General features: G+C 63.9%; 13 protein-coding genes. 5 read left to right on the top strand and 8 right to left on the bottom strand.

Annotated elements, in window-relative coordinates; genetic code table 11:
* Window positions 1–81: 81 nt before the first annotated feature.
* Together clpB and HMA55_RS08100 are read right to left on the bottom strand one after the other, a co-directional pair.
* Entirely contained in the window at window positions 82–2,628 is a 2,547-nt protein-coding gene (gene clpB / locus HMA55_RS08105) for an ATP-dependent chaperone ClpB (protein ID WP_181192541.1), read from the bottom strand.
* A gap of 165 nt (window positions 2,629–2,793) precedes the next feature.
* A complete protein-coding gene (locus HMA55_RS08100; RefSeq protein ID WP_181192540.1) occupies window positions 2,794–4,122 on the bottom strand; it encodes a sodium/glutamate symporter in 1,329 nt (442 codons plus the stop codon).
* 80 nt (window positions 4,123–4,202) lie between these two features.
* On the opposite strand from HMA55_RS08100, the gene HMA55_RS08095 reads away from it, so the two are divergent.
* Complete coding sequence (locus tag HMA55_RS08095) at window positions 4,203–5,252, top strand: ferredoxin reductase domain-containing protein (protein WP_181192539.1); 1,050 nt, start codon at window positions 4,203–4,205, stop codon at window positions 5,250–5,252.
* A gap of 16 nt (window positions 5,253–5,268) precedes the next feature.
* On the opposite strand, the gene HMA55_RS08090 is transcribed toward HMA55_RS08095, so the two are convergent.
* A complete protein-coding gene (locus HMA55_RS08090; RefSeq protein ID WP_181192538.1) occupies window positions 5,269–6,099 on the bottom strand; it encodes a carbon-nitrogen hydrolase family protein in 831 nt (276 codons plus the stop codon).
* Window positions 6,100–6,190: 91 nt separating this feature from the next.
* Here HMA55_RS08090 and HMA55_RS08085 point away from each other — a divergent pair, with 91 nt between their 5' ends.
* The 4 genes from HMA55_RS08085 (at window position 6,191) to HMA55_RS08070 (ending at window position 10,339) form a co-directional block, all read left to right on the top strand.
* Window positions 6,191–6,442, top strand: a complete 252-nt coding sequence (locus HMA55_RS08085; protein ID WP_181192537.1) for a hypothetical protein — start codon at window positions 6,191–6,193, stop codon at window positions 6,440–6,442.
* Window positions 6,439–7,590, top strand: a complete 1,152-nt coding sequence (locus tag HMA55_RS08080) for an alpha/beta hydrolase (protein WP_181192536.1) — start codon at window positions 6,439–6,441, stop codon at window positions 7,588–7,590. The genes HMA55_RS08085 and HMA55_RS08080 overlap by 4 nt, the downstream gene beginning before the upstream one ends.
* Before the next feature lie 51 nt (window positions 7,591–7,641).
* On the top strand, window positions 7,642–9,405 hold the full coding sequence (locus HMA55_RS08075) for a pyruvate dehydrogenase (protein ID WP_181192535.1): 1,764 nt from the start codon (window positions 7,642–7,644) through the stop codon (window positions 9,403–9,405).
* A 151-nt stretch (window positions 9,406–9,556) separates the two neighbouring features.
* Entirely contained in the window at window positions 9,557–10,339 is a 783-nt protein-coding gene (locus tag HMA55_RS08070) for a hypothetical protein (RefSeq protein ID WP_181192534.1), read from the top strand.
* Between the two features lie 229 nt (window positions 10,340–10,568).
* On the opposite strand, the gene HMA55_RS08065 is transcribed toward HMA55_RS08070, so the two are convergent.
* The 5 genes from HMA55_RS08065 to exaC all read right to left on the bottom strand — a co-directional run bounded on the left by HMA55_RS08065 (window position 10,569) and on the right by exaC (window position 16,658).
* Window positions 10,569–10,979: a heat shock protein transcriptional repressor HspR gene (locus HMA55_RS08065; RefSeq protein ID WP_181192533.1), complete on the bottom strand. Its 411-nt coding sequence runs from the start codon at window positions 10,977–10,979 to the stop codon at window positions 10,569–10,571.
* Between the two features lie 21 nt (window positions 10,980–11,000).
* Window positions 11,001–12,185 (bottom strand): molecular chaperone DnaJ, encoded by a 1,185-nt coding sequence (gene dnaJ / locus HMA55_RS08060; RefSeq protein ID WP_181192532.1) that lies wholly within the window; start codon window positions 12,183–12,185, stop codon window positions 11,001–11,003.
* Between the two features lie 143 nt (window positions 12,186–12,328).
* A complete protein-coding gene (grpE, locus tag HMA55_RS08055) occupies window positions 12,329–13,015 on the bottom strand; it encodes a nucleotide exchange factor GrpE (RefSeq protein WP_181192531.1) in 687 nt (228 codons plus the stop codon).
* Window positions 13,016–13,045: 30 nt separating this feature from the next.
* Window positions 13,046–14,893 (bottom strand): molecular chaperone DnaK, encoded by a 1,848-nt coding sequence (gene dnaK, locus HMA55_RS08050; protein WP_181192530.1) that lies wholly within the window; start codon window positions 14,891–14,893, stop codon window positions 13,046–13,048.
* A gap of 244 nt (window positions 14,894–15,137) precedes the next feature.
* The gene (exaC, locus tag HMA55_RS08045; RefSeq protein WP_181192585.1) at window positions 15,138–16,658 is read right to left on the bottom strand and encodes an acetaldehyde dehydrogenase ExaC; all 1,521 of its coding nucleotides are present in this window, start codon (window positions 16,656–16,658) and stop codon (window positions 15,138–15,140) included.
* Window positions 16,659–16,662 lie beyond the last annotated feature (4 nt).

Below are 16,662 nucleotides of genomic sequence, written 5' to 3'. Positions count from 1 at the left end.
CACCCTCGGGTAAGCATCTAGCCACCGAGACGGGCACAAAAAGGGGCCGGGAGAATCCCAGCCCCTCGCAGCTGTGGAGAACTATGCAGCGGAGACGTCGAGCGTTTCACCGCCGTCGGCCACATCCACGTGGACGGTGTCGCCGTCGCGGATGTCTCCGGCGAGCAGCTTCTTGGCCAACCGGTCGCCGATAGCCTGCTGGATCAGGCGACGCAGCGGGCGGGCACCGTAGGCCGGGTCGTACCCACGGTCCGCCAACCAGCTCTTGGCCGAATCCGACACATCCAGCGTCAGGCGACGGGCGGCGAGGCGCTCGGCCAACCCTTCGAGCTGGATGTCCACGATGCCGACGAGCTGGTCCTGGCTCAGCGACTCGAAGACCACCACGTCGTCGAGGCGGTTGATGAACTCCGGCTTGAAGTGGTGCTTAACCGCCTCCATGATCTGCTCGCGGTTGCCGCCGGCGCCCAGGTTGGAGGTGAGGATGACCACGGTGTTGCGGAAGTCCACTGTCCTGCCCTGGCCGTCGGTCAGCCGCCCTTCGTCGAGCACCTGCAGGAGCACGTCGAAGACGTCCGGGTGGGCCTTTTCCACCTCGTCGAAAAGCACCAGCGAGTACGGGCGGCGGCGCACGGCCTCAGTGAGCTGGCCGCCGGCGTCGTAGCCGACGTATCCCGGAGGGGCACCGACCAGGCGCGCGACGGAGTGCTTCTCGCCGTACTCAGACATGTCGATGCGGATCATGGCCGATTCATCGTCGAAGAGGAACTCCGACAGCGACTTGGCCAGCTCCGTCTTACCCACACCGGTGGGGCCGAGGAAGAGGAAAGAGCCGATCGGACGGTTCGGGTCCGCCACACCGGCGCGGGAGCGGCGCACCGCGTCGGAGACCGCAACCACGGCTTCCTTCTGGCCCACCACGCGCTCCCCGAGCACGGACTCCATGTTGAGCAGCTTCTCGGTCTCGCCCTGCATCATCTTACCCGCCGGGATGCCGGTCCAGGAGGACACGACGTCCGCGATGATGTCCGGGGTGACTTCTTCTTCCAGCATGGTCTTGTTGCTGGCCTCGGATTCCGCGCGCGCAACCTCGGCTTCGAGTTCCGGGATGCGGCCGTAGCGCAGCTCGGAGACCTTGGCGTAGTCGCCCTCGCGCTCCGCGATCTCAGACTCGTTGCGCAGGCGTTCGAGCTCCTCCTTCGCGGACTGGACCTTGTTCACCTCCGCCTTCTCGTTTTCCCAGCGGGCCTTCATCTCGCCGAGGCGCTCACGCTGGTCCGCGAGTTCCTCGCGCAGGTGCTCCAGACGCTCCTGGGAGGCGGCGTCGGATTCCTTTTGGAGGGCAATCTCCTCGATTTCCAGGCGGCGCACGATGCGTTCGAGCTCGTCGATCTCCTGCGGGGAAGAGTCGATCTGCATGCGCAGGCGCGAGCCGGCCTCGTCGACAAGGTCGATGGCCTTATCCGGCAAGAAGCGGTTGGTGATGTAGCGGTTGGACAGCTCGGCGGCGGACACGAGGGCCGAGTCCTGGATACGCACGCCGTGGTGCACCTCGTAGCGCTCTTTGAGCCCGCGCAGGATGCCGATAGTGTCCTCCACCGTCGGCTCGCCGACGTAGACCTGCTGGAAGCGGCGCTCCAGCGCTGCGTCTTTTTCGATGTACTGGCGGTACTCGTCTAGCGTGGTCGCGCCAACCAGGCGCAGCTCCCCACGGGCGAGCAGCGGCTTGATCATGTTGCCAGCATCCATGGCCGAGTCGCCGGACGCGCCGGCGCCAACAATGGTGTGCAGCTCGTCGATGAAGGTGATGATCTGACCGTTGGATTCCTTGATCTCGTCGAGCACAGCCTTGAGGCGTTCCTCGAACTCGCCGCGGAACTTCGCACCCGCGACCATGGAGCCCAGATCCAGCGAGATCAGTGTTTTGCCCTTGAGCGACTCAGGGACGTCGCCAGCCACGATGCGCCGTGCCAGGCCCTCCACAATCGCGGTCTTGCCCACGCCCGGCTCACCGATGAGCACCGGGTTGTTCTTCGTGCGACGGGACAGGACCTGCACCACGCGGCGGATCTCAGAGTCGCGCCCGATCACCGGGTCGATCTTGCCCTCGCGCGCACGCGCGGTCAGATCGGTGGAGTACTTCGCCAGCGCCTGGAACTGGTCTTCCGGGTTCTCGGAGGTCACCGTCTTGCCGCCGCGCACGGAGGAGAAGGCCTCCTTCAGCGCGTCGAAGGTGGCGCCGCGCTTGGTCAACAGCTCCGCCGCGTCGTCGTTGCCCTTCGCGATACTGGCGAGGAGGACGTCGGCGGACACAAACTCGTCCCCGAGCTCGCCCGCAAGATCCTGCGCGTGCTGCAGAGCAGTCTGCAGGTCACGGTTGATGCCCGGGTTAGCCATGTTCTGGCCCTGTGCGCTGGGGTAGGTGCCAATCAGCTCGCCGGCCTCGCGCGCGACCGTCTCCGGGTCCACGCCCGTGGCCTTCAGTACCGGAGCGGCAATGCCGTCTTCCTGCTTCAGCAGCGCCTCCAGCACATGCGCCGGGCGCATCTCCGGGTTGCCGGCGGCAGAGGCGCGCATCTGTGCTTGCTGCAGGGCCTCCTGCGTCTTCTGCGTGTATTTATTCGCCATGAATCCATGGTCCTTTCTTGCCTAATGTGTGTTTCGCATTAGGTGTAACGCACGAGAAGTTGAGTCTGTTCCTGTCAATGCGAAAAAAGTTGCGCAGGGTCGGCTCAATGCGCGAAAGGCCCTGCATATCGCAGGGCCCCTATAGACGTCGATAAGCACAATGCTCTACGACGATGTCCTGACGGGCACCCACTTCATCGCGTAAGCAAGTACCACCACACCGAGCGCGATTGCGAAGGCGATCCAGCCGAACATGACCGTAAACCCCGCGATGACCGCGATCGGCGCGATGATGGTGGTGCCGATTTCGAAGGGCGCGAAGCCGACGTAGGCTACGCCGTACTCGTTGAGCGTGCCGGACTTGAGCTTCGGGTCCACCATCTTCAAAAGCGCAATGCCGGTCGCCACCGCGGCGGTGGCCCAGCCCCAGCCGAACAGGCCGCGCTCGAGCCATTTGTCGCCGAAGAAGGTCGGGCCGGCCCAGAACATCCACACCACACAGAACACCGTGCCGAGGACGAACATGAGCACGAGCGCCTGCCAGTAGCCTGCGAGGGCCGCAGGGACGATGGAGGCGATGCCGAAGGCGATCATGTAATCCGTAGCGGCGCCGGATACGGAGTTGATGGTGGAGCTGTCCAGGTAGTTCGGGCGGCCCGCGAGCTTAAGCAGCAAGCGGCCGATCAGGCCGATAACAAAGGCCATGGCGAACAACGGGATGGACACGTTGGACCACTGGGATTTGATGAACCCGTTGACCGTGTACGCGATCAGTACCGTGAACACGATAAAACCCGCGTGCAGGGCCAGTGGCTCGATAGAAGACGGGTTGGTTGTGGCCTTGCCGATGGAGGGGCGCTCGGCCTCGTTGGTGATGTAGCCGGTGCGCAAGTCTTCCGGCAAAGTGCCGGCGAGCTGGGAGGCCTTGCCGTTGCGGATACCCCAGTTGGCCATGATCACGCCGCCCACAATGGCGACGAGCGTGCCCACGGTGGCGGAGGTAAAACCAATAGAAGAGGCACCTTCGATACCGATCTCCTCCAGGGCGGAACCCACGGCCGCGGCGGTGCCAAAGCCACCGACGAAGCCGACTGGCAGCATCATGCCGAACCAGGGCTCGGTGCCGAACAACGGTGCAAACAGATACACGCCGAGCAGCACAAACAGGCCCCACTGGCCCATGAACATCGCTGTGGAATACCCCCACATGTTGCGCGCACCGGAGGCGACGGAGCCGCCGAGCTCCATGGAGTACGCCATGGAGGCGAACACCACCGCGATGAGCAGCGTGGTGTACGTACCCACCTGGCTGGACCAGTGGATGACACCGAGGACTTCATCGCCGAGCAGCAGGCCCAGAAGACCCGCGGTGATAGGCGCCGGGAGGAGCAGCGCCTGCAGCACCTTCAGGCGGTTGCGGAGAATGTTGCCGACGATGAGGAGGACGGAGATCCATCCGATGTCGGTGAGCAGCGTATACGGGGTGAAATCCATCGCGGCACCTCTTTTCTATCCACTTATCACGTTAAAACCGCGTGCAACTCTATCCCACAAGCGCTGGGTAACCTGTTTTTATGTCTTCCGCCGACTACACAGCATTAATACGCACCCGCGGCCCAGAGATCAGCGAAGCCTGGCGCGGCCGATTCACCGAGGCGTACCCGCAGGCGGAGATGATGCTGCCGCCAGGCGATGAGATGCCGCCGATGCTCATCCGCGCCGCGTTATCCGTGCTCGAATATTCCCCTGCGGAGGTGTCGGATCGTCTGAAGGCGTTGGCGTCGGACCTGCGCCGCACCGGTTTTCCGGCCGATGAGTACCCCAAAGCGGTGCACTTGCTTATCGACGCAATCAGCTCCGTCAGCTCCTTCGTCGCCGACGATCACGCTGACGCCAGGGCAGACCTCGCCGCGCTCTCCGAAGCGGCGGAGATTATGCGCGAGACGGCGTCGACGCTCGACTACGAGGGCGTGCCCGCCGCCACTGCGGCGCAGGTGACCAGCATGGAGGATCACGGGGAGGTCCAGGTGGTGCGGCTGGAGGCGGGCTCTCAGGTACGCTACTGCCCCGGCCAAGTCATTCCCGTGATGTCGCCGTCGCGCCCCGGGGAGTGGATTTCTCTGGTGCCGGCGCTGCCGTCTAATGCGTTTGGGCAGTTGGAGTTCCACGTCCCCGGCCGGGTTCCGGTGGCCCCTGGGCAGTGGCTGACTTTGGGAGCACCGAGGGGTGGGGTACGTGGCGATTTGGACGGGCCACTGCTCCTCATTGCCGCAGACGGCGGCTTCGCGGCGGCAAAGGCTTTGCTATTCCACTACCTGGAGCAGGAGCAGCCACCAGAGGTGCACGCCGTAATTGGTGCAGTTGAGCCCAGCGAGTTGTACGACACCGCCGCGTTGGATGCGCTCGCCGCCACACAGGACTGGCTCGAATTGACGCAGGTTGTGGAATCGCGGGTGGGGGCAACGCTCGAGCAGGTGGTCTCTGGCGCCGGGATGTGGTGGGGCCGCGCGGTGATCATATGCGCTAGCCAGAAACGCGCAGCGAGCATTGCTGCGTCCCTGCATGCAGCCGGAGCGGACAACGTTCAAGTTGTCGCCTACGACGCTCCTGCGGGGTGGTTCTAACTGCTGCCGGCCGGTCTTAACGCATGACGCTGCGTTTGCGCATCGCGGCCAGCGGCAGCTGCCGTTGCGCCTCCGCAGTATCCTCCGGGTCGATGTCCACGACGAGCGTTTCGGGGCCGTAGCCGGCCTCCGCCAGGCGCAGGCCCGTCGGGCCCACTACCACGGAGTGGCCAGCGCCGGTGGGGCCGGATGGCTCGCCAGCCTTGGTTTCGTAATCGGGCCGCGCCTGCCCCGCCGCCGCGATGAACACCCCAGTGTCGAGGGCGCGCGCGACCGTGAGGACGCGCCACTGCTCCACCTTGCCGTCACCGTCGGCCCAGCTTGTGGGTACCACGATCACCCGCGCGCCGCGCTCTGCAAGTTGCTGGAACTGTTCGGGGAAGCGGATGTCGAAGCAGGTGGCCACGCCCACCGTGACCCCCTCGTGCACGAACGTGACAAGCTCCTCGCCGGGGCGCACCGTGTCGGATTCCTTGTAACTGAACGCGTCGTAAGTGTGGATCTTGTCGTAGCCCTTGTGCACTCCGTCGCCGGTAATGAGTGCGGTGTTGTATACGCGGTTGAGCTCCTTGCCATCCACAGTGCTCTTGTCCGCTGGGCGGAACATGCCGGCGACGACGGTCACTCCCAGCTCCCCGGCGAGCCTGCGCAAGGCGGTGGCGAATGGCCCGTCCAAATCTTCCGCCTGCGTGTCTAGCCGCCCCTGTTCAAAGGCCTGACTGGCCCCTTCGGGCAGGACGATGAGGGTGGCCCCTTTCGCAGCGGCATCACGGATCAAAGGGGTGATCATGGCCAAATTGCTCATCTTGTCGCCGCCGGAGGCGATTTGCAACAGCGCAATCTTCATGTGGATAACTCTAGGTGCGAAACTGCGCAGTTATCCACAGATTGCTCGCGCCCTATTGAATCGCTTGTTGCGTTCGTAGATTGTCGTGCACATGACATTCATCGAACTGACTACACACACCGCCTCGGCCGCGCAGCGTTGTATCCGGAGCTTCCCAGCGCTTCCTGCCGCGCGCCTGCGCCCCTCCCACTCCTCCATCGCGCTCGCGTCGATGCAGGACAAAGAGCACACACTTATCCACGCCATCACCACACGGATCACCACGCACCTGACTGAAGTCGCCGCGTTTGCCGCTGAAGTAGAGCGGGTGGATGCCCACCTCGGCGAGGTGTTGGCGCCATGATGTACGCCCCCGCACTCGATACAGACGAATTGCGCACTGCGGCGGATTTGGTCCGCTTGGCTGCGACTTCAGCGACGGAACGCGCCACGTATGCCCCGGTTTCTGCGACGGCACTTGCACAATCCGGGTTCCGCGGGCCTGCCTGCGACGCTTCCTCGGCACGGTTGGCGGAATGCGAGGCGTCGTTGAGCGCCAGCGCCGCCCGACTCACCGCGGCCGCGGGCGTGCTTGACACCGCCGCCCGGATGCAGCAGGAGCTGGACGAAGCGGCGGCCTTCGCCGCGAAACACTTTCACTCCCGGGGCGTGCTGTGGCTCAACGCGATGTCGATGATGCTGGATCTGCAGTTGTCGCGTTCGCTTCTTGGCGCGAATAAGAAGGAGCAGGTCTACGACCCGTTGTTCGCCCACCCCGACGAAGCCTTGGAATCGCTCCACGCGAGGCACGCGCAGACCGTGCCCGCATCCACCTTGGAGGTGGTAGAAGCCGCGGGCGGGGTGGTGCTGGAAGCAGGGCCTTACGCAACCACGGTCATCGTCGGCGATGCCGTCGACCCGGCGCGGGTGATCACCATGGTCGCCGGCGCCACCACCGGCAAACCCTCCCAGTTGGCGGGCGAGCTAGAGAAAGCGAAGTACCTGTCGGAGCAGACCGGCGCGGCGGTGGTGGTGTGGCAGGGTTATGCCCCGCCTCCGTTATTGACAGATGCGCTCTCACCTCACCGCGCGCACGCGGGCGCCGATGATTTGGCTATGTTCCAGGCGGCGCTGGAGGAGCGGTACCCGGAGGCGCAGAAAACCGTGATCGCCCACAGTTACGGCACATTGCTGGCCACCAAGGCTGCGAAGGACCACGGGTTGCTTGCGGATGACCTCTGGCTCCTCGGAAGCGCAGGCGTTTCCGGCGGACACTCCTCAGAGCTCATGCTCGCCGGGCCAGAATCAACGATCCACGTGGTCGATTCCCCCACCGATCCAATCCTGCTGCTGCGGTCCGGCCCGTCGGCAGCCCTCGGCGCGTCGCCGTCGTATGTAGGCTGGGGCGGCGAGCCGGTGCACGGAGTTCGGGGCGGGCACTGCGATTACTTCACAGATCCATCCTTTGTGTCTGCTTTGCAACAGCGCGCCGACCGTCCTGCAGGAATGTAGTTACCATGGCGTGCACCGAAAGAAACCACCTTTTGAGGAGAATTGAAGACAATGCCAAATTTCGCTGAACAGGTTGTACACCGCCTGGAGGACTTAGGCGTCAAGCGGATTTACGGGTTGGTGGGCGACTCGCTCAACCCGCTGTCTGACGCCGTGCGTCAAAGCGACATCGAGTGGGTGCACGTGCGCAACGAGGAGGCTGCCGCCTTCGCCGCCGGCGCCGATTCCCTCGCCGCCGACGAGCTTGCGGTGTGCGGCGCATCCTGCGGCCCGGGCAACACCCACTTCGTTCAGGGGTTGTTCGAATCCCACCGCAACGGCGCGAAGGTGCTCGCCATCGCGTCCCACATCCCGACGATTGAGATCGGCTCCTCCTTCTTCCAGGAGACCCACCCGGAGCTGCTGTTCCAGGAGTGCTCTTCGTACTGCGAGGTCGTGCACGAGGCGGACCAGGGCATGCGCGTGCTGCACAACGCGCTGCAGAACACCCTGGCCGGCAACGGCGTGTCCGTGATGGTCGTGCCGGGCGACGTCTTCGCCGCCGACACGGCAGAGGGCCCGCACACCGCGGATTCCGTGTACGCAACCGGCGCGAACAAGCGTGTCTACCCGGATCCGCACGAGGCTGCCCGCCTCGTGGAGGCTATTAACAAGGCCGACAAGGTCACGTTGTTCTGCGGCTATGGTGCGCGCGATGCACGCGATGAGGTCTTCGCGCTTGCAGAGAAGATCAAGTCTCCGATCGGCCACTCTTTCCGCGGCAAGATGTACTTCGAGTACGACAACCCTTACGACGTAGGCATGTCCGGCCTGCTCGGTTACGGCGCCTGCGTGGACGCAATGGAGGAGTCCGACCTGTTCATCATGGTCGGCACCGACTTCCCGTACACCGACTGGTTGCCGGATGAGAACGTCGCCCAGATCGACATCAACGGTGCCCACATCGGCCGCCGCACCAAGGTCGACTACCCCGTAGTCGGCGACGTAAAGAGCGTCATCGAAAACATCCTTCCCCACATCGAAGAGAAGAAGGACCGCAAGTTCCTGGACAAGATGCTCAAGCGCCACTACCAGCTGCTGGAGCATGTGGTGAAGAGCTACACCCACAAGGCAGCGGAGTCCAAGAAGCCGATCCACCCCGAGCTCGCCGCTTCTGTGCTGGACAGGCTCGCCGACGATGACGCCTACTTCACCGTGGACACCGGCATGTGCAACGTGTGGTCCTCGCGCTACCTCACCCCCAACGGCAAGCGCGACGAAGCCGCGTCCTTCCTCCACGGCACCATGGCCAACGCGCTGCCGATGGCCATCGGCGTGCAGGCCGCGTTCCCGGACCGCCAGGTGATCTCCTGGTCCGGCGACGGCGGCCTGGGCATGCTCATGGGCGAGCTGCTCACCATCAAGCTGCACCAGCTGCCAGTGAAGGTCATCTGCTTCAACAACTCCTCGCTGGGCATGGTGAAGCTGGAGATGATGGTGGCCGGCATGCCGTACTTCGGCACCGATCATGAGCAGGCCAACTACGCCGAGATTGCCAAGGGCGTGGGCATCAAGGCGTTCCGCATCGAGGACCCGGACGATCTCGAGCCGGTACTGAAGGAAGCGCTTGCCTACGACGGCCCGGTGCTCGTGGACATTGTCACCGACCCCGAGGCGCTCTCGCTGCCGCCGGGGATCACCTGGGACATGATGAAGGGCTTCACCAAGTCGGGCGCACGCACCGCCTTCCTGGAAGGTGGCGTCGGCCGCCTGTTCAACCTGGCTAAGTCCAACCTCCGCCACATCGGTGGGGCGGCAACCATCGAGTTCGGATAGTCCGGTTGCGGGCCTTGGGCTCGCCGATAGGCAATTGCTTATCGACGAGCCCATTTTGTTTGCCAAGCGTTATCGAAATGCGACCCAAAGATCGTATCTAGGCCGTATTGTCGCGTGAGTTGTCATTGATTTCGTAAGAAAGGTTTGTTTCATGACTACTCCGCAGAACCCGCGCCGCGCAGAGCGCACCACCCGCCGCCCGGTGACCTCCAGCACCGCTGTGCGCGCTGAGACCGTCGCCGACGACGACCAGCACATCGGCCAAGAGGCCTGGATCGGCACCGACTCCACCGAGGTGTCCAACGGCAATGTGTCCTGGGGCGCGATCTTCGCTGGCGTGGTGACCTTCCTGGCCATCATGATCCTGCTCGGCGTCGGTGCAGCTGCGATGGGCCTGCAGGGCTCCGGCGGCCTTGCCACCGGCATCTTCGCGCTGATCTCCCTGGCTATCGCCTTCGCGGCGGCCGGTTACGTCTCCGGTGCCCTCGGCGTGCGCGCTGGCCTGTTCCACGGCCTGGGCACGTGGGCCACCTCGCTCATCGCATCCCTGATCCTGGCTGGCTGGCTGGGCTCCTCCATCATCGGCGGCCTGGGCTCCGTGCTCGGCGACGTCACCGGCACCCTCGCCGAGACCGCTGGCAACGCCGCAAACGTGACCCGCGAGGATGCACAGGACGCATCCAACACCGTGCAGGACAACGTAACCCAGGATGATCTCAACAACGCAGAAAACCAGGCCCGCGACGCAGCCAACGACGCTGCTAACCAGGCCCGCGACGCGTACAACGAGTACTCCGACGATGCCGCTGAGGGAACCTGGTGGACCTTCGCTGGCCTGCTCCTCGGCGCCGTGATCTCCGCCTTCGCGGGTACCGCTGGTGCACGCTCCGTGCTCAACCGCGACGAGAAGCAGGTTGTGACCACCCGCCGCTAAGCCGCAGGCGTTAGCCTCGCGCGGCAACGTGCAGGGTGAAAACGCTTCGAATTTCAAAAGTGCCCCGGGCTGTTCGGTTGTGAACAGTCCGGGGCACTTTTCCAAGCCGCAAAAGTCGAGTCCGGGAGGTCGAGTTCGCTCCCGAATCGGGGCCTACTCGACCTCCCGGACTCGACTTTCGCGCCAGACAACGGCTTTTCGCAGGACCGGCCTGCTCCCAGTCGGGGCGCTACCGCGCGGAGCGCCGACGGCGTCGTGAAGCTGCCGGCTCCCACGCGACCACCGCGGTGGAGCGGGGCACGTGCACCAGCTCCCCGCCCCGGCGCGAACCGGAGTTGAGCTTCCGCCGCAGCTCCTCGTTGTGGCCGCGCTGGGTTTCCAGCTCGCCTTCGAGCTCCTCGATCTGCTCGGAGAGCTCGATGATCGTCTTAATGCCGGCGAGGTTGACCCCTTCCTCCTGGGAGAGGTACTGGATGCGGCGCAGCATGGAGATGTCGCGGCGGGAGTAGCGGCGGCCGCCGCCCTTGGTGCGCATCGGCGTGACGAGACCGAGCCGGTCGTATGTGCGCAGCGTTTGCGCGTGCATGCCGGTCAGCTCAGCGGCGACGGAGATGACGTAATACTCCTGATCTTCAGGCATCGTCTACACCTCCTTTCTGGCCTAGAGGCCTGCCCACCCGGCGCGCGGGTCGAAGCCAGAGTCCTTCTCGGCTTGGGCGTACGCACGCAGAGCGGACGTGGCGGAGGGGTCCAAGTCCTTCGGCACCTTTACCTCGACGGTAACCAGCAGGTCACCCGCGGTGCCGGCCTTCTTCGGAATACCGCGGCCCTTCACCCGCAGGGTGCGCCCATTCGGGGTGCCGGCCGGCACCTTGACCTTGACTGGGTTGTCCAGAGTGGGCACCGCGATAGTCGCGCCGAGCGCTACCTCCGAGAACGCAACCGGGACGGTGACCTCCAGGTCGTCGCCGGTGCGCGAGAATACGTCGTCGTTGCGCACATGCACGGTGACGAAGAGGTCGCCGGCGGGCGTGCCGTTCGGGCCCGCCTCGCCTTGACCGGCGAGACGCACCTTCTGCCCGTCGATTACGCCCGCAGGAATGCGGACGGTGATGGACCGGGTGCGGCGGACGGTGCCGGTGCCGCCACAGGTGGGACACGGGTCCTCGATGACCTCGCCGGTGCCGCCGCAGTTCGTGCACGGTCTCGCCATGCCGAACGCACCGGAGTTCTCGCGGATGTAGCCGGATCCGGAACACACCTGGCAGGTGTGCGTCTTCCCGTCCTTGGAGCCAGAGCCATGGCAGGTGGTGCAGGGTGCGTCACCGGTGAGTTCGACCGGGATGGTCGTGCCCTTGGCTGCCTCGCGGAAGTCGAGGGTTATTTCCGTTTCGACGTCGGCCCCCCGCGACGGCCGAGCGTTCCTGCCAGCACCGCCGCGGCCGCCAAAGAAGCCACCGAAGATATCACCAAGGCCGCCGTCTCCAGCTTGTCCACCAGCGGTTGATCCGAAGATGTCGGAGAGGTCGAACTCCGCTTCCGTGCCGCGAAACCCGCCGGGAAATCCGGAGCCTCCTCCCCGCCCGAAACGGCCGAAGCCGCCCGAGCTGATCATGGATTTCAGCTGGTCGTATTCCTTACGTTTTTGCTCATCGCCGATCACGTCGTACGCCTCGGCCACCCGCTTGAACTTCTCCTCGGCCTTTTTGTCGCCGGGGTGCGAATCCGGGTGGTTCTCGCGCGCGAGCTTGCGGTAGGCCTTCTTAATATCTGCGGCGCTTGCCGACGAGCTCACGCCCAAGTCGCCGTAATAGTCCTTGTCAGCCCATTCTTGTTGCATCGCCATCTCGCACCCTCCTTTCCGTCTCAAGAGTGTTGAGTCCGTCTAAATAATGTTTGTTCACTAAATCATCTAAGTACAAAAGCCGGGGAAGAGGCCGCGTGGGTCGCGCTACCTCATTCCCCGGCCCTACATTCCGAGCGTGGTATCTACTCGGCGGTGTCGGCTTCTGGCTCGTCGGCCGGCTCGGCGGGATCGGCGATGATCACCATGGCGTTGCGCACCAGGCGGTCACCGATCGTGTAGCCCTTACGCAGCACCGTGCCCACGGCCTTGGTGTCACCTTGGGACAGGTCCTGCACTGCTTCGTGTATCTCCGGGTTGAACTCGTCACCCTCGGCACCGAACTCTTTGATGCCCTGACCCGCCACGATGGTGCGGAACTTGTCGGCGAAGGCCTTCAGCGGTCCCTCGGCCAGGTCGCCGTGCTGCTCTGCCAGATCCAAATCGTCCAACAGCGGCAGCAACTGGGTGGCGAACTTGGCCTTGGCGTTGTCGCCCGCTTGGCTGCGTTCACGCTCCGTGCGGCGGCGGTAGTTCGCGTATTCGGCGCTGACGCGCTGCAGGGACTCCGTACGCTCGGCGAGCTGGAGCTCGATGTCGCTGACAGCGCCGCCGCCGTCCGCGTCCGGGTTGACCTCGGCGTCGGCGATTTCAGCCGCGTCTTCGAGCTCCGCGTCGGCGGCTAAGAGGGGATCCTCGTCCGCGGCGAGCGCCTCAGATTCCGCAGCCTCATCCGCAAGCGTTTCGGCCTGGTCGGGGGACACGTACTGCTCGTCTGTGGACTCCGGAGCGCCCGGGTTATCCGGCATTTGCTCGTTCTGGGGGTTCGTCATCAGACGTCGCCTCCTTCTGGCGTAGTCGGGTTACTTGTTGTCGGACTCGGAGTCAGCCGCGTCGTCGTCCTCAACAACCTCGGCGTCAACCACGTTGTCGTCGCCGGCCGGCGCGTCAGCCTGGGTAGCGCCCTCGTTGGCCTGGGCCTCGTAGAGCGCGGTACCCATCGCCTGGGACTCGGTGGTCAGCTTCTCCACTGCGGACTTGATGGCATCCAGGTCCTCGCCCTTCAGCGCCTCGTCCACGGCGTCAGCAGCCTCGGTCACGCGGCCCTTGACGTCTTCCGGCAGCTTTTCGCCGTTTTCCTCCATGAACTTGCGGGTCTGGTACGCCATGGTCTCCGCGTTGTTGCGGGTCTCCTGCTCCTCGCGGCGCTTCTTGTCCTCGTCCGCGTGAGCTTCGGCATCCTTGATCATGCGATCGATCTCTTCATCGGAGAGACCGGAGCCTTCCTGGATCTTGATCGTGTTCTCTTTGCCGGTGGCCTTGTCCTTGGCGGACACGGACACGATGCCGTTGGCGTCGATGTCGAAGGTGACTTCGATCTGCGGGACGCCGCGCGGTGCCGGAGCGATGCCTGCGAGTTCGAAGGAACCGAGCAGCTTGTTCGCGGATGCGATCTCGCGCTCGCCCTGGAAGACCTGAATCTGCACGGACGGCTGGTTGTCCTCGGCCGTGGTGAAGGTCTCCGAGCGCTTCGTCGGGATGGTGGTGTTGCGCTCGATCAGCTTGGTCATCACACCACCCTTGGTCTCAATACCGAGGGACAGCGGGGTGACGTCCAGCAGCAGCACGTCCTTCACGTCGCCGCGCAGGACACCTGCCTGGAGCGCAGCACCGAGGGCCACGACCTCGTCCGGGTTCACGGACTTGTTCGGCTCTTTGCTGGTGAGCTCCTTGACCAGATCGGACACGGCCGGCATACGGGTGGAGCCACCGACCAGAACCACGTGGTCGATGTCGCCGACGGACATGCCTGCGTCCTTCACAACCTGGTTGAACGGGGTCTTGGTGCGGTCCAGCAGATCGGAGGTGATCTTCTGGAACTCGGTGCGGGTCAACGTCTCGTCCAAGAACAGCGGGTTCTTTTCAGAGTCCACCGTGATGTACGGCAGGTTGATGGATGCCTGCTGTGCGGAAGACAGCTCAATCTTCGCCTTCTCCGCTGCCTCACGCAGGCGCTGCATGGCCATCTTGTCCTTAGACAGGTCCACACCGTTCTGGGACTTGAACTTGTCTACCAGCCAGTCCACGATGCGGTTATCCCAGTCGTCGCCGCCGAGCTCGTTGTCGCCGGCGGTTGCGAGCACCTCGACAACACCGTCGCCGATCTCCAGCAGGGACACGTCGAAGGTGCCGCCACCGAGGTCGAAGACCAGGATGGTCTCTTCCTTCTCGTTCTTATCCAGGCCGTATGCCAGCGCAGCAGCGGTCGGCTCGTTGACAATGCGGAGTACGTCCAGACCCGCAATCTGGCCGGCCTCCTTGGTGGCCTGACGCTGTGCGTCCTCGAAGTAGGCCGGGACGGTAATCACAGCTTCGGTGACTTCCTCACCCAGGTACGCCTCTGCGTCGCGCTTCAGCTTTTGCAGGGTGCGGGCGGAGATCTCCTGCGGGGTGTAATTCTTGTCGTCGATATTGACGGTCCAGTCCTCGCCCATGTGGCGCTTGACGGAACGGATCGTGCGGTCGACGTTGGTCACCGCCTGGTTCTTTGCGGACTGGCCGACCAGAACCTCGCCGTTCTTGGCAAAGGCGACGACGGACGGGGTCGTGCGGGAACCCTCAGCGTTTGCGATAACAACCGGCTCTCCGCCCTCGAGGACGGAGACGACCGAGTTCGTGGTGCCAAGGTCGATACCAACTGCACGTGCCATAAGAGTTATTCCTCCTGTTGAGATGTGGTTTATCAGTAAGTTGATGTGCTGCGACTCAACTTGACGGCCACCACTATAACACCGGCGATGACATTGTTGAGTCTGTCGCACTCATGGGTAACAACGGCCCTTTAACCAAAGTTGTTCCCGCTCCGCGCAACTTTTTCATCCGCCCAGCTCAGGGCACACGAAAAACCTCCGGTTGCGGGCACAACCGGAGGTGCAATCGTCGATAAGCAACTGCCTAGAACAAGCCAGTCTCCTGCTCGGAGTAGGACACAAGGAGGTTCTTGGTCTGCTGGTAGTGGCCCAGCATCATCAAGTGCGTCTCACGGCCAAGGCCGGACTGCTTGTAGCCGCCGAACGCGGCGTGGGCAGGGTAGGTGTGGTACTGGTTCACCCACACGCGACCAGCTTGGATGGCGCGGCCCGCTTTGTATGCCGTGGTGCCCGAGCGGGCCCACACACCGGCACCGAGGCCGTAGATGGTGTCGTTGGCAATCGTGATCGCCTCATCGAAGTCCTTGAAGGTGGTCACGGACATGACTGGGCCGAAGATCTCTTCCTGGAAGATGCGCATGTCGTTGGTGCCCTTGAACACTGTGGGCTCGATGTACATGCCGTTTTCCAGGCCCTCAATTCTGTTGACACCGCCGCCAGTAAGTACCTCAGCGCCCTCCTTCGGTCCGAGCTCCAGGTACTCCTGGATCTTGTTCATCTGCTCGGTGGAGGCTTGCGCGCCCATCATGGTCTCGGTGTCCAGCGGGTTGCCGGTTTTGATGTTTTTCACCCGCTGCACGCCGAGCTCCAAGAACTCATCCGCGATGGATTCCTGCACCAGCGCGCGCGACGGGCAGGTGCACACCTCACCCTGGTTGAGCGCGAACATGGCGAACCCCTCGATCGCCTTCTTCTTGAAATCGTCGTCCTTGTCAAAGATGTCTTCAAAGAAGAGCGACGGAGACTTGCCACCCAGCTCCAGAGTGACCGGGATGATCTTGTCCGCGGCCGCTTTGTTAATGATCTTGCCCACCTCGGTAGAGCCCGTGAAGGCGATCTTGGCAATGCGGTCGGAGCCAGAAAGCGCAGCGCCCGCTTCGCTGCCGTGTCCGTTGACAACGTTGAGCACACCCGCGGGGATCAGATCGCCGACAAGGTCCATCAGGTACAGAATCGACGCCGGAGTTTGCTCGGCAGGCTTGAGCACAATCGCGTTACCCGCAGCCAGTGCCGGGGCGAGCTTCCAAGCAGCCATGAGCAGCGGAAAGTTCCACGGGATGATTTGGCCGACCACGCCGAGTGGTTCGTTGAAGTGGTAGGCGACCATATCCCCGTCAATCTGGCTCAATCGCCCCTCCTGCGCGCGAAGGGCACCAGCGAAGTAGCGGAAATGGTCGATGGCCAGCGGGATGTCGGCGGCAAGCGTCTCGCGTACCGCCTTGCCATTTTCCCACGTCTCCGCCACCGCAAGCTCCTCGAGGTGCTCCTCCATGCGGTCCGCGATCTTCAGCAGCACCAGCGCGCGGTCTTGTGGGGAGGTCGCACCCCAGGCGGGTGCGGCCTTGTGCGCGGCGTCCAGTGCCAAGTTGATGTCCGCTTCCTTGCCGCGGGCGACCTGACAGAACACCTCGCCGGTGACAGGGGTGATGTTGTCAAAGTATTCGCCGTCCACGGGTGCGACCCAGTCGCCGCCGATGTAGTTGTCGTAGCGCTTGCGGTAGTTAACGTTCGAGCCCTCGGTGCCAGGGTTGGGGTAGATGGTCATGTCC

Source organism: Corynebacterium wankanglinii (genome assembly GCF_013601005.1).
In the GTDB taxonomy this organism is placed as follows: domain Bacteria; phylum Actinomycetota; class Actinomycetes; order Mycobacteriales; family Mycobacteriaceae; genus Corynebacterium; species Corynebacterium wankanglinii.
The sequence above is the reverse complement of the archived record's forward strand: the minus strand, read 5'-3'. Positions and strand labels throughout refer to the sequence as shown.

Coding starts and splice junctions, on each gene's coding strand:
- clpB (WP_181192541.1), bottom strand. CDS start 2,628: ATGGCGAATAAATACACGCAGAAGACGCAGGAGGCCCTGCAGCAAGCA.
- HMA55_RS08100 (WP_181192540.1), bottom strand. CDS start 4,122: ATGGATTTCACCCCGTATACGCTGCTCACCGACATCGGATGGATCTCC.
- HMA55_RS08095 (WP_181192539.1), top strand. CDS start 4,203: ATGTCTTCCGCCGACTACACAGCATTAATACGCACCCGCGGCCCAGAG.
- HMA55_RS08090 (WP_181192538.1), bottom strand. CDS start 6,099: ATGAAGATTGCGCTGTTGCAAATCGCCTCCGGCGGCGACAAGATGAGC.
- HMA55_RS08085 (WP_181192537.1), top strand. CDS start 6,191: ATGACATTCATCGAACTGACTACACACACCGCCTCGGCCGCGCAGCGT.
- HMA55_RS08080 (WP_181192536.1), top strand. CDS start 6,439: ATGATGTACGCCCCCGCACTCGATACAGACGAATTGCGCACTGCGGCG.
- HMA55_RS08075 (WP_181192535.1), top strand. CDS start 7,642: ATGCCAAATTTCGCTGAACAGGTTGTACACCGCCTGGAGGACTTAGGC.
- HMA55_RS08070 (WP_181192534.1), top strand. CDS start 9,557: ATGACTACTCCGCAGAACCCGCGCCGCGCAGAGCGCACCACCCGCCGC.
- HMA55_RS08065 (WP_181192533.1), bottom strand. CDS start 10,979: ATGCCTGAAGATCAGGAGTATTACGTCATCTCCGTCGCCGCTGAGCTG.
- dnaJ (WP_181192532.1), bottom strand. CDS start 12,185: ATGGCGATGCAACAAGAATGGGCTGACAAGGACTATTACGGCGACTTG.
- grpE (WP_181192531.1), bottom strand. CDS start 13,015: ATGACGAACCCCCAGAACGAGCAAATGCCGGATAACCCGGGCGCTCCG.
- dnaK (WP_181192530.1), bottom strand. CDS start 14,893: ATGGCACGTGCAGTTGGTATCGACCTTGGCACCACGAACTCGGTCGTC.
- exaC (WP_181192585.1), bottom strand. CDS start 16,658: ATGACCATCTACCCCAACCCTGGCACCGAGGGCTCGAACGTTAACTAC.